General features: G+C 73.3%; 12 protein-coding genes. 8 read left to right on the top strand and 4 right to left on the bottom strand.

The window, feature by feature from the left end; translation table 11 throughout:
• Positions 1-203: 203 nt before the first annotated feature.
• The gene (locus ACI78T_RS20495) at positions 204-764 is read right to left on the bottom strand and encodes a hypothetical protein (RefSeq protein WP_456559982.1); all 561 of its coding nucleotides are present in this window, start codon (positions 762-764) and stop codon (positions 204-206) included.
• Positions 765-839: 75 nt separating this feature from the next.
• Between ACI78T_RS20495 and ACI78T_RS20490 the strand changes: the two genes are divergently transcribed.
• From ACI78T_RS20490 to ACI78T_RS20480, 3 genes are read left to right on the top strand one after another with little or no spacing between them, the layout of a single operon-like run.
• On the top strand, positions 840-1,364 hold the full coding sequence (locus ACI78T_RS20490; RefSeq protein WP_456559981.1) for a 2Fe-2S iron-sulfur cluster-binding protein: 525 nt from the start codon (positions 840-842) through the stop codon (positions 1,362-1,364).
• Positions 1,361-2,356 (top strand): FAD binding domain-containing protein, encoded by a 996-nt coding sequence (locus tag ACI78T_RS20485; RefSeq protein ID WP_456559980.1) that lies wholly within the window; start codon positions 1,361-1,363, stop codon positions 2,354-2,356. Before ACI78T_RS20490 ends, ACI78T_RS20485 begins: the two co-directional genes overlap by 4 nt.
• Entirely contained in the window at positions 2,353-4,461 is a 2,109-nt protein-coding gene (locus tag ACI78T_RS20480; protein ID WP_456559979.1) for a xanthine dehydrogenase family protein molybdopterin-binding subunit, read from the top strand. The genes ACI78T_RS20485 and ACI78T_RS20480 overlap by 4 nt, the downstream gene beginning before the upstream one ends.
• Before the next feature lie 50 nt (positions 4,462-4,511).
• Here ACI78T_RS20480 and ACI78T_RS20475 read toward each other — a convergent pair whose 3' ends face one another.
• Positions 4,512-5,030 (bottom strand): MarR family winged helix-turn-helix transcriptional regulator, encoded by a 519-nt coding sequence (locus ACI78T_RS20475; RefSeq protein ID WP_456559978.1) that lies wholly within the window; start codon positions 5,028-5,030, stop codon positions 4,512-4,514.
• Between the two features lie 86 nt (positions 5,031-5,116).
• Between ACI78T_RS20475 and ACI78T_RS20470 the strand changes: the two genes are divergently transcribed.
• On the top strand, positions 5,117-5,680 hold the full coding sequence (locus tag ACI78T_RS20470) for a YceI family protein (protein ID WP_456559977.1): 564 nt from the start codon (positions 5,117-5,119) through the stop codon (positions 5,678-5,680).
• Between the two features lie 58 nt (positions 5,681-5,738).
• Here ACI78T_RS20470 and ACI78T_RS20465 read toward each other — a convergent pair whose 3' ends face one another.
• Positions 5,739-6,839 (bottom strand): L-dopachrome tautomerase-related protein, encoded by a 1,101-nt coding sequence (locus ACI78T_RS20465; RefSeq protein WP_456559976.1) that lies wholly within the window; start codon positions 6,837-6,839, stop codon positions 5,739-5,741.
• A 100-nt stretch (positions 6,840-6,939) separates the two neighbouring features.
• Here ACI78T_RS20465 and ACI78T_RS20460 point away from each other — a divergent pair, with 100 nt between their 5' ends.
• The 4 genes from ACI78T_RS20460 to ACI78T_RS20445 all read left to right on the top strand — a co-directional run bounded on the left by ACI78T_RS20460 (position 6,940) and on the right by ACI78T_RS20445 (position 11,032).
• Positions 6,940-7,287 carry a hypothetical protein gene (locus tag ACI78T_RS20460; protein WP_456559975.1) on the top strand — a complete coding sequence of 116 codons (348 nt, stop codon included), beginning with the start codon at positions 6,940-6,942 and terminating at the stop codon, positions 7,285-7,287.
• A 100-nt stretch (positions 7,288-7,387) separates the two neighbouring features.
• A complete protein-coding gene (gene typA, locus ACI78T_RS20455) occupies positions 7,388-9,280 on the top strand; it encodes a translational GTPase TypA (RefSeq protein WP_456559974.1) in 1,893 nt (630 codons plus the stop codon).
• A gap of 270 nt (positions 9,281-9,550) precedes the next feature.
• Positions 9,551-9,982: a DUF5994 family protein gene (locus ACI78T_RS20450; protein ID WP_456559973.1), complete on the top strand. Its 432-nt coding sequence runs from the start codon at positions 9,551-9,553 to the stop codon at positions 9,980-9,982.
• Positions 9,983-10,045: 63 nt separating this feature from the next.
• Positions 10,046-11,032: an NAD-dependent epimerase/dehydratase family protein gene (locus ACI78T_RS20445; protein ID WP_456559972.1), complete on the top strand. Its 987-nt coding sequence runs from the start codon at positions 10,046-10,048 to the stop codon at positions 11,030-11,032.
• 74 nt (positions 11,033-11,106) lie between these two features.
• Here the strand turns inward: ACI78T_RS20445 and ACI78T_RS20440 are convergent, their stop codons facing one another.
• Positions 11,107-12,099 (bottom strand): sulfite exporter TauE/SafE family protein, encoded by a 993-nt coding sequence (locus tag ACI78T_RS20440; protein WP_456559971.1) that lies wholly within the window; start codon positions 12,097-12,099, stop codon positions 11,107-11,109.
• Between the last annotated feature and the right edge of the window lie 203 nt (positions 12,100-12,302).

Here is a 12,302-nt window from a genome sequence, read left to right as displayed (position 1 = left end):
CGCCCCCCCCCGCCCCCCCCAGCCCCCCCCCCCCCCCCCCCCCCCCCCCCCCCCCCGCCCCCCCCCCCCCCCCACCCCCCCCGGAGGCACGGTCGGTGACGGACTTCTCGGAGCTCCGCTACGAGGTCTCCGCCGACGTCGCGGGTGTGCCTCCCTGGCCGGCACGACCGCCCGACGTCACCGGCGGCTGACCGGAGGGGTGGTCAGCGCGCCACGTGACCCGGAGGCGTGGCGTCCTCCCCGAGCCCGACTAGTCGCGCCTGGAGCTGTGACTGATCGAGGAGGCGGTCCACGAGAGCGGCCGGCCCGCCGAGGCAGCGCCAGTCGTCGTCCCAGAGCCACGACAGCAGCCAGCTGCGGTCGTCCGGGAAGACGAGGTCCGGGCCGGGTGCCCGCCACGACGTCGGGTCCTGTCGCCATCGCCGCGCCTCGCTGGGCCCGGCCTGCACCAGCACGTAGTCCCAGCCCGCGTACAGGGTGACCCGGGGCGCCTCGGGGAAGACCAGGTCGTCGGACCCGGTGTCCAGGTAACCCAGCCACCACGGCACGTGGGGCGACTGCTCCTCCAGCAGCCGCAGCACCAGGTCGGCGTCGGCGGACCGCCCGTCCGCCTTGTCCGGCACGACGAGCGTCGCGTATGCCTCGAAGACCGGAGGGATCGCCGATGTGATGGTCAGCCCGGGCGGGGTGGCCGCCCGGATCCAGGCGACGTCGGCGTCGGTGCCGATGCGCCACCGCCGGCCGTCCCTCTCGCGCGTCACCACGCCGGAAGGCTAGGGCGGCGACCGGTTGCGCGGCACATCGTTTGTCCACACCCGTGGCGGGGGCAGGACCGCCGCGTGGACACCCCCATCACGCTCCGGGTCGACGGCGGGGCGCACCCGCTGACGGTCGACACCCGGACGACGCTCCTCGACGCGCTCCGCGAGCGGCTCCGCAACACCAGCCCGAAGAAGGGCTGCGACCACGGCCAGTGCGGCGCCTGCACGGTGCTGCTCGACGGCCGGCGGGTGAACAGCTGCCTCGTCCTCGCCGTCACCGTGGGGGACGCCGAGGTGACCACCTCCGACGGTCTCGCGTCCGGGGACGAGCCGCACGCGCTGCACCGCTCCTTCGTCGAGCGCGACGCCTTCCAGTGCGGCTACTGCACCCCCGGCCAGGTCTGCTCGGCCGCGGGGGTGCTCGCCGAGGCGCGCGCCGGCTGGCCGTCCGCCGTCACCGAGGAGCTGACCGCGGACGACGTCCCGCTCACCGACGCGGAGATCCGCGAGCGCATGAGCGGCAACCTCTGCCGGTGCGCTGCCTACGCCAACATCGTCCCGGCGGTGGCCGCGGTCGCCGAGGCCGAGGGGGTCCGGCGGTGAGGGAGTTCCGCTACGAGCGCGCCACCGACGCGCCCGCCGCCGTCGCCCTGCTGGCCGCCGCGCCGGACGGCGCCTTCCTCGGCGGCGGCACGAACCTCGTGGACCTGATGAAGCTCGGCGTCGCCACGCCCGACGTGCTCGTCGACGTCCGGGAGCTGGCCTCGCGCGAGGTCACCGAGCTACCCGACGGCGGGCTGCGGATCGGCGCCGGCGTGCCGAACGCCGACCTCGCCGCCGACCGCCGGGTCCGCGAGCGGTTCCCGGTGCTGGCCCAGGCGCTGCTGGCCGGTGCCTCTGGGCAGCTGCGCAACCGCGCGACCACCGGCGGCAACCTGCTCCAGCGCACCCGGTGCGGCTACTTCACCGACGTCACCAAGCCGTGCAACAAGCGGTCGCCGGGCAGCGGCTGCGGTGCGCTGGAGGGCGTGCACCGCAACCACGCGATCCTGGGCCAGACCACGGAGGGCCCCGGCACCTGCGTCGCCACCCACCCCTCCGACATGGCGGTCGCCATGGTCGCGCTGGACGCCGTCGTCCACGTGGTGGGGCCGGACGGGGAGCGGGCGATCCCCATCGCCGAGCTCCACCGGCTGCCCGGCGACGACTCCTCGCGCGACACCACGCTGCGCCACGGCGAGCTGATCACCGCCCTCGAGCTGCCACCGCTGGGCATGCCGTCCCGCTACCGCAAGGTCCGCGACCGGGCGTCGTTCGCCTTCGCCCTCGTGAGCATCGCCGCGGCCCTCCGGGTCGAGGACGGCGTGGTCCGCGACGTGCGGCTGGCCCTCGGCGGGGTGGCGCACAAGCCGTGGCGGGCGTCCGCCGCGGAGGAGGCCCTGGTCGGGCGCCCGGCCACCGAGCAGTCGTTCGCGGAGGCGGCCCACGCCGAGCTCGCAGCCGCCACCCCGCTCCGGGACAACCGGTTCAAGGTGCCGCTGGCGCGCAACCTCGTCGTCCGGACCCTCCTCGACCTCTCGGGAGCCGCCGCGTGACCACCGTCGATCGCCTCGTCGGAGCCGGCATCGACCGCATCGACGGCCCGGCGAAGGTGCGCGGCACCGCGCCCTACGCCTACGAGCAGGACCCGGGGGAGCCGATCGCGCACCTCGCGGTCGTGCAGAGCACCGTCAACCGGGGCCGGATCACCCGGCTGGACCCGAGCGCGGCGGAGGGCATGCCGGGGGTGGTCGCCGTGCTCACGCCGGCCAACGCCCCGCGGCTGTCCGGCGACCTCGCCTCCGACCTGCCGGTCCTGCAGTCGCTCGACGTCCACTACCAGGGGCAGGTGGTGGCCGCCGTCGTCGCGGAGACGTCGGAGATCGCCAAGGCCGCCGTGGGGGCCGTGCTGGTGGAGTACGCGGCCGAGCCGCCGGACGTGGAGCTGCGCTCCGACCGGCCGGACCTCTACGCGCCCGACAAGCTCATGGCCGGGTTCGACACCGACTCCGTCATCGGCGACGTCGACGGGGCACTGGCCGCCGCCGCGGTGAGCATCGACGCCACCTACGAGACGCCCACCCAGCACAACAACCCCATCGAGATGCACACCTCGATGGCCCGGTGGGACGGCGACTCGCTGACCCTGTGGGACGCCAACCAGGGGCCGCACAACATCCTCAACGACCTCGTCGAGGGCTTCGGCCTGGACTCCGGTCAGGTGCGGATCATCTCGCCCTACGTCGGCGGCGCGTTCGGCTCGAAGGCGTTCACGCACCCCAACCAGATGCTCGCCGCGATGGCCGCCCGCGTCACCGGCCGGACGGTGGTCTTCGAGCTGAGCCGGCAGCAGATGTTCTCGCTGGTCGGCCACCGCACGCCCACCATCCAGCGGATGCGGCTGGGCGCCGACCCGGAGGGCCGGCTGACGGCGATCAGCCACGAGGTCGTCGAGCACACGTCGCGGATCAGCGAGTTCGCCGAGCAGACGGCGACGCCGACCCGCGTGCTCTACGCGGCGCCGCACCGCCGGACGACGCACCGGCTGGCACGGCTCGACGTCCCGCCGCCGACGATCATGCGGGCGCCGGGGGAGACGCCCGGCATGTTCGCCCTCGAGTCGGCGATGGACGAGCTCGCCGTCGCGCTGGGCATCGACCCGGTCGAGCTGCGCATCCGCAACGAGCCCGACCGCGACCCCGAGCGGGACGTCCCCTGGGGCGAACGCCACCTCGTGGAGTGCCTGCGCACCGGGGCGGAGCGGTTCGGCTGGGCCGGCCGCGACCCGCGCCCGCGCCTGCGCGCGGAGGGCCGCTGGCTGGTCGGCACAGGCGTCGCCGCGGCCACGTACCCGACCCGACGCCGCAAGGCGCAGTGCCGGATCGCGGCCGAGGCGTCCGGGCGCTACGTCGTCGAGATCGACGGCTCGGACATCGGCACCGGCGCCTGGACGGCGCTCACGCAGATCGCGGCCGACGCGCTGAGCACGGACCTCGGATCGGTCGAGCTCCGGATCGGCGACAGCCGGCTGCCCTTCGCCGGCGGTGCAGGCGGGTCGACGGGGCTCGCGTCGTGGGGGACGGCGATCGTCTTCACCGCGCGGGACCTGCGCCGGCAGCTGGACGAGCGGTACGGCGGCCAGGTGCCCGGCGACGGCGTGACGGTCACCGGCGAGGTCCCGGGGGAGTCACCGGCGGCGAAGACGCACTCGATGCACGCGTACGGGGCCCACTTCGTGGAGGTCCGGGTGGATGCGGACACGGGTGAGGTGCGGGTGCCGCGGGCGACCAGCGTCTACGACGCCGGGACGATCGTGAACGCGAAGACGGCGCGGTCGCAGCTCCTGGGCGGCTTCTGCATGGGCGTCTCGATGGCCCTGCACGAGGAGTCGGTGGCCGACGAGCGGTACGGCCACTACGTCAACCACGACCTGGCCGAGTACCACATCGCCACGAACGCCGACATCGGCGAGATCGACATCGCCTGGCTCGACGTCGACGAGCAGCGCGCCAACCCGATCGGGCTCAAGGGGATCGGCGAGATCGGCATCACCGGTGCCGCCGCCGCGGTGGCGAACGCCTACTGGCACGCCACCGGCCTGCGCATCCGCGACCTGCCGATCACCCCGGACAAGTACTTCCGGGAACTCGGCCTGACGTGAGGGGACTTCCTGTACCGGAAGTCCCGGGACTTCCGGTACAGAAAGTCCGGTCAGGAGAGGGCGGTCGGGTCGAGGTGCCGCAGCAGGGTCTCGCCGATGTCGCGCATGTTCTCGACCTGCTGGGGGGTCAGCTGGTCGAACAGGTGGGTGCGCACGCCCTCGACGTGGACCGGTGCAGCGGCCTCGAGGGCGGCGAACCCCTCGTCGGTGAGGACGGCGAGCTGCCCGCGCCCGTCGTCCGGGCAGACCTGCCGGCGCACCCAGCCACGCTCCTCCAGCCGGGAGACGGCGTGGGAGAGACGGCTGCGGGAGGAGAGGCAGCGGTCGGCCAGCTGGCTCATCCGGAGCATCCGGCCCTCGGTCTCCGACAGCTGGACGAGGATCTCGTAGTACGCGTGCGAGATGCCGGTCTCGTGGGTGAGCTCCCGGTCGAGCCGGTCCTGGAGCAGCAGGGAGCTGTACAGCCACGCCCGCCAGGCGCGCTGCTCATCGGCGTCGAGCCAGCGCGTCTCACCGGGGACAGGGGCGTCGGACGCTTCGCGGGGTGCGGACGACACGTGCGCGGTCATGTGCACAGCGTACTAGCGGAATAATCAAGCCTTCAACTATGCTGAGCGCGGCGAAGGTCAAACGCTCAACTACTCGGAGGCACCTCGTGACCAGCTCCACCAGCGTCCAGATCCCCGGCTACGTCGTCGGCACCTGGGACATCGACGCGTCGCACTCGACCGTCGGCTTCTCCGTCCGCCACATGATGGTCAGCAAGGTTCGCGGCTACTTCCGCGACTTCTCCGGCGAGATCGTCACCGCCGAGGACCCCGCGCAGTCCAGCGTGACCGCGCGCATCAACATGGACTCCATCGACACCCGTCAGGAGCAGCGCGACGCGCACATCCGCTCCGCTGACTTCTTCGACGTGGGCAACCACACCGAGATGACCTTCCGCTCGACCGCCGTCGCCACCGACGGGGCCGACTGGACCATCACCGGTGACCTCACCATCAAGGGCATCACCAAGCCCGTCACCCTGGAGCTGGAGCTCAACGGCTTCGGTCCGGACGCCTACGGCGGCACGCGCGCCGGCTTCTCCGCCAAGACGGAGATCTCCCGCAAGGAGTACGGCGTCGACATCGACATGCCGATGGACGGCGGCGGCGTCGTCGTCGGCGACAAGATCTCGGTCGAGCTCGAGATCGAGGCCGTGCTCCGCACCGCCTGATCCGCAGCGAGACGTACGAAGGGCCCCGGGCGATCCGCCCGGGGCCCTTCGTGCGTTCTCAGCGCAACCGGACCGGTCCGGCGTCGACGGGAGTGCGGAACAGGGCGTACGGCTTGCGCCGCAGGTCCTGCCCGCCCTGGTACTTCGCCTGCCGGTACAGCTGGTTGGCCGTCACGTACAGGTGCCCGTCCGCCGCCACCGACATGGTGTCGGGCCACAGCAGCCGGTCGTCGTGCAGCACCGTCTCCCACGAGCCGTCGGGCAACCGGCGGTGGACGGCGTCGTGCTCCCCGTCGGTGACGTAGAGGCGGCCGGCGTCGTCGGTCTCCATGCCGTCACCGGCCGCCCCCTTGTCGCCCTCGTCGACCACCGTGGCCGCGACGTCGTCGTCGCTCACCGAGCGGTCGGCCAGCGCGTCGGTGGACACGCTGTACCAGCGCCGTGAGGCCAGCGGGCAGTAGAACAGCCGGCTCCCGTCGGCCGAGATGGCGATGCCGTCGGCGCCCATCGTCACGGGCGAGACGTTCCCGTCCTCGTCCCGTTCGGAGAACTCCCGGCCCTCGACGACGATCCGCAGGTCCGGTGGCGTCAGGGCCTTGGTCGAAGGGTGCTCGTGCAGGCGCCGCCAGGCCTCGCCGGTCGCCAGGTCCACGACGATGATCCCGTTCGGGCCCTGGTCCGAGGAGTCGGTGATGTAGGCGACGCCTGCCGCCCCGCGCCGCAGGTCGAACCGGACGTCGTTCAGGTACGTCGTGTCCAGCGCGACCGACGGGTCGAAGGTGATCACCTGCGCCACCGCGTCGGTGTCCAGGTCGATCCGCACGAGCTTCGGACCGCCCGGCACGGTGGGCTCGAACAGCGGGCTGCCGGTGTCCAGCACCCACAGCCGGTCGGCGGGGTCCACGACGATGCTCTGCACCGAGACGAAGGAGCCGGCGTCGTCCTTGCCCGACGGGGAGTTCCACGCCTCGTCGGGGAACGGCACCTCCTCCCCGTCGCGCAGCTCCACCACGGTGGCGGGCGGGTCGTCGCCCCACTGCGGGAAGTTCACGAACACGCGGCCGGTGTGGGAGACGCTCACGCCCGTCGGCATCGGGCCGTGGAACTCGTGCACCACCTCGAGCTCGCCGATCGGCTCGTCGCGGGCCAGGTCTGCCATGTCGTCGTCTCCCGTCCCCCGCCCGGTCGGACCGGGCGGTTCCACCGGCCCCTACCCGCCGGTGCGCGGTGCAACCGATCCGGCGGGGAGACTGGGGAGCATGTCGACGACCACCCTCGTGCGCACCCGGTTCCCGTCCGCCGTCCTCGTCGCCGTCGGGCTGGCCGCCGGGTTCGGCATCGCGCAGGGCACCGGGATCCGCGCCCTGGGCGGGGCCGTCTTCGCCGCGGCGGGCGTGGCCGCCGGCGTGCTCTGGCTGCGGCGCCGGGGTCCCCGCACCGCCGTCGCCCTGGCCGCGCTCTACGTCGGCGCCTTCGTGCTGGCCCACGTGCTGGCCATCGGCGTGGGCCTGCCGGCCTGGCTGGCGGTGAGTCTGGTCACCCTGACCGCCGCAGGGGTGACGTTCGGGGTGGCCGACGCCTCGCGGGAGCCGGACCCCGCCGCCTGAGCGACTACAGTGGGAAGGTCGCCGGGCCGGCGGCCGTTACATGAGATGCCGCGTGCCCACGCCGCGGGATCCCCGAAACCCCCTTGAGGTGCCGTTCCGCATGCCCACCCGCGACGACCTGCGCAACGTGGCGATCATCGCCCACGTCGACCACGGCAAGACCACCCTGGTCGACGCCCTCCTCCGCCAGGCGGGCGCCCTCGGGCGCGCCAAGGGTGAGGGCACGGACGCCGACACGACGCAGGACCGCGTCATGGACTCGATGGACCTCGAGCGCGAGCGCGGCATCACCATCCTCGCCAAGAACACCGCGATCCGGCTGGCCGACGAGGCCGGCAACCCGGTCACGGTGAACATCGTCGACACCCCCGGCCACGCCGACTTCGGTGGTGAGGTCGAGCGCGGCCTGTCGATGGTCGACGGCGTCGTGCTGCTGGTCGACTCCTCCGAGGGCCCGCTGCCGCAGACCCGGTTCGTGCTCCGCAAGGCGCTGGCCAAGCAGATGCCGGTCATCCTCGTGGTCAACAAGACCGACCGCTCCGACGCCCGCATCGCCGAGGTCGTCGACGAGACCTACGAGCTGTTCATGGAGCTGCTCGAGGACTCCGGCCTCGACGTCGACGCGCTCGAGTTCCCGATCGTCTACAGCAACGGCAAGACCGGTCAGGCGTCCCTGACCCGGCCGAACGACGGCGAGTCGCCCGACAGCCCCGACCTCGGCCCGCTGGTCAAGACGCTGCTCGACACGATCCCCGCGCCGACCTATGACGCCGAGGAGCCGCTGCGCGCGCAGGTCACCAACCTCGACGCCTCGCCCTACCTCGGCCGGCTGGCGCTGCTGCGCATCCACTCCGGCGAGATGAAGAACGGCCAGACGGTCGCCTGGTGCCGGACCGACGGCACGATCAAGAACGTCAAGATCACCGAGCTGCTCGTGACCGAGGGCCTCACCCGCACCCCGGCCGACAGCGCCGGCCCGGGCGAGCTCGTCGCCATCGCCGGCATCGAGGACGTCATGATCGGCGACACCCTCGCCGACCCGAACGACCCGCGCCCGCTGCCGCCGCTGACCGTCGACGAGCCCTCGATCTCGATCACCATCGGCATCAACACCTCGCCGCTGTCGGGCAAGAGCGGCAAGAAGCTCACCGCCCGCCTGATCAAGAACCGCCTCGACCAGGAGCTGGTCGGCAACGTCTCGGTGCGCATGCTGCCCACCGAGCGCCCCGACACCTGGGAGATGCAGGGCCGCGGCGAGCTGGCGCTGGCCATCCTCGTCGAGCAGCTGCGGCGCGAGGAGTTCGAGCTCACCGTCGGCCGGCCGACCGTCGTCACCAAGACCATCGACGGCAAGCTCCACGAGCCGGTCGAGCGGGTCACCATCGACACCCCGGGCGAGTACGTCGGCACGCTGACCCAGGCGCTGGCCGTCCGGCGCGGCCGGCTGGAGAACCTGGTGCACCACGACACCGGCTGGGCGCGGATGGAGTACATCGTCCCGTCCCGCGGCCTGATCGGGTTCCGCACCGAGTTCCTCACCGAGACCCGCGGCACCGGCGTCCTCAACCACAACCTCGAGGGCTACGAGCCGTGGCTGGGCGACATGCGCGCCCGGCCGACCGGCTCGCTGGTGGCCGACCGCCAGGGCGTGGCGACGACGTACTCGATGTTCTCGCTGCAGGAGCGCGGCCAGCTCATGGTGCAGCCGGGCACCGACGTCTACGAGGGCATGATCGTCGGTGAGAACTCCCGTCCGGACGACATGGACGTGAACATCACCAAGGAGAAGAAGCTCACCAACATGCGCAAGAGCACCTCCGAGGAGCTCGAGCGCCTGATCCCGCCGCGCATCCTGAACCTCGAGCAGGCGCTGGAGTTCTGCGCCGAGGACGAGTGCGTCGAGGTCACCCCGGCCACGGTGCGCATCCGCAAGGTGGTGCTCGACCAGACCGAGCGCGGCAAGGCCAAGAACCGCAAGCCCAAGCCCGTCTGAACCGCCTGACCGACGGCCCCCCCGGATCACCGGAGGGGGCCGTCGTCGTCCGGGCGGGTGTGGCCAGTCGGGCACGCCTGGTGACGACGGGCCGGACGGCGGCGACCCGCCCGCCCCGTCCGCCCCGGGCGCCGCACCGGCCTCTCCGTACGGTGGCATCGGGTCCGTGCGCCGCGGGCCGGTCGAGCGAGGAGAGGCGGCCGAGCGCTGATGACGACGATCACCCGAGCGGTTCCGGAGGCGGGTTTCCGGGGCGGGATCGATGTCCGGGTGAGTCTTCGCGACAACGCCGGTGACGGGGCGTCGGCCTTCGACGGGGCGTGGTTCCCGCGCGGCCGCGACCTCGCCGTCGAGCTGCCCGAGCTGATCGCGGAGCTCGACCGTCGCGGCCTGCGCGTCGAGCGCTTCACCTACGCCCTCGACGCGTGGGCCCCGGTCGCCCGCAAGCTCGTCGTCCAGGGCCGGCTGGTGCGGACCGGCGGCTTCCGCAGCATGGACCCCGGCGTCGTCTGCCTCACGTGGGACGGCGGCACGCGGCGGGCCGACCTGCTCGTGGTGCCGCCGGAGACCGACGTGCTGACCGGCGCCCGCGCCCTGCGGCTGTGCACCCGGCGGGGGTTGCCCCGCTCGCCGCAGATGGTGCTCGCCGCGGCCCGCTCGACGCCCCTCCCGCAGGTCCCCGAGTACCGCCGGGCGGTCTAACCCGGCTTACGCCTCCCGCGAACCGGCTGGACGGCGGGGGAGCGGCTCGGCTGGAGTGGCGCCATGCGACTCCTCGTCCTCGGCGGTACCCACTTCCTCGGCCGGCACGTCGTGACGGCGGCGCTCGAGCGCGGCCACGAGGTCGCCACCTTCAGCCGCGGGGTATCGGGGGCCCCGCCCGAGGGCGCACGCGCGCTGCACGGCGACCGCGACGACCCTGCCGCCCTCCCCGCGGCGCTCGGCGGCTGGGCGCCGGAGCTCGTCGTCGACACGTCCTGCCAGACCCGCGCCGCGGCGGGCAACGCCGCCGCCGTGCTCGGGGGCGTGCACGGCTACGCGTTCGTCAGCAGCCTCAACGCCTACGCGAACTGGCCACCCGGCCCCCTGGGTCCCGAGGACGGCGAGCCCACCTGGACGACGGACGAGGACACCTACGGGCCGGTCAAGGCGTTCGCCGAGCGGGAGATCGGGGCGGCAGTCGGAGCCGGGTTCCTCACCGCACGGGCCGGGCTGATCGTCGGCCCGTACGACAACATCCACCGGCTGGGCTGGTGGCTCAAGCGCATCAGCCGGGGTGGTCGCGTCGTCGTCCCCGCGGAGGGGCTGGACCTGCCGATCGGCCTGGTCGACGCCCGCGACCTGGCCGGCTGGCTGGTCGAGATGGCCGAACGGGGGCAGGGCGGGGCGGTCAGCGCGACCGGCCCGACGGGCATGACCACCCTCGGCGGTCTGCTGGAGACCTGCCGGGAGGTCGCCGGCTCGGCCGCGGAGTGGGTACCGGTGCCCGAGGCCGACCTGCTGGCCGCGGGGGTCGAGGAGTGGGTGCACCTGCCGCTCTGGCTGCGCGCCGACGAAGCAGGCACGACGTGGGACGTCGACACCACGAGGGCCCGAGAGCTCGGGCTGCGCACGCGTCCGCTGGAGGAGACGGTGGCCGACACGTGGGCGTGGCTCCGCTCGGCGGGGCGCCCACCGCTCCCTCCCGGCGGCCACCGCCGCGAGCCGGGCGTGCCGCCCGAGCTGGAGGCCCAGCTCCTCGCCGACCACTGACAGCTTTCTGTGCAGAAATCGCGAAGGGCCCCGCCCGGCAGCTGCCGGACGGGGCCTCCTGTCGCGTCGGTGGGCTAGTCGCGCGGAGCGCTGGGCCGGCCGGCCGGGACCTGCTCGGTGACGGGGACGTCCTGCGCGACGTTGGCCTCCAGCTCCGCCTTGCGGGCGGCCTCGGCGGCGATGGCGTCGGCGGACTCCAGCGCGCGGTCCTTGCGGTACTCGAGGAAGGACCAGACGACCGCGGCGGCCCACACGACGTAGATGACCGCGTAGATCGCGTAGCGGGTGCCGTCCTCGGCGCCGATCCAGTCGCTCTTCAGCAGGGTCCGCGTGTTGGTCAGCACGATGATGCCGCCGACCAGCGAGCCGAGCATCCGCGGCGGGATGTGGCGGACCAGCCAGGCGGCGATCGGCGCGGCGATCAGGCCGCCGACCAGCAGGACGCCGACCCAGGCGAAGTTGACGCCCTGCGAACCCAGCGCGAAGAGGAAGCCGAGGCTGGCCGCCAGCGCGACGAGGAACTCGGACGTGTCGATCGAGCCGATGACCTTGCGCGGCTCCATGCGGCCGCTGGCCAGGATGGCGGGCGTGCCCACCGGGCCCCAGCCGCCGCCACCGGTCGCGTCGACGAAGCCGGCGACCAGACCCAGCGGGCCGAGGAAGCGCTTGCGCATCGGCTTGCCGAGGTGCCGCCGGTCGACGCCGCGGAGGGTGAAGCGCACCAGGATGTAGGCGCCCAGGGCGAGCAGGATCAGCGACATGACCGGGGCCGCGACCTCGGTGGAGAGGCTGGCCAGGAAGGTGGCGCCGGCGAACGCGCCGACCGCGCCGGGCAGGCCGATCTTCGCGACGACCTTCCAGTCGACGTTGCCGAACTTCCAGTGCGAGAGGCCGGACGCGAGCGTCGTGCCGATCTCCGCGAGGTGCACGGTGGCCGACGCGGCCGCCGGGTTGGTGCCGATCGCGAGCAGCAGGGTGGTCGACGTGACGCCGTAGGCCATGCCGAGGCTGCCGTCGACGAGCTGCGCGCCCAGGCCGACCAGGGCGAGCAGGACGAGGGTCTTCACGGGGGTGACTCCGAGTCTGGTGGGACCGCGGGCGCGCGCAGGCGCGGCCGAGCGGGACGAACGGGGGAGGGGTGGAGCGGAGGAGGTGCGCCGTCAGGGGCGGGAGTCAGCAGCCCGGACAGGTCGCGGTGCAGACGCGCAGCAGATCGACATGGATGCGCCCCACCAGGAGCACAGTCGTCGCCGCCACGGCGCTATGTCTA

The sequence above is a fragment of the Blastococcus sp. SYSU D00922 genome, from assembly GCF_054050495.1.
Note: the sequence above shows the minus strand (reverse complement) of the source record. Positions and strands in the feature narration are given on the sequence as shown.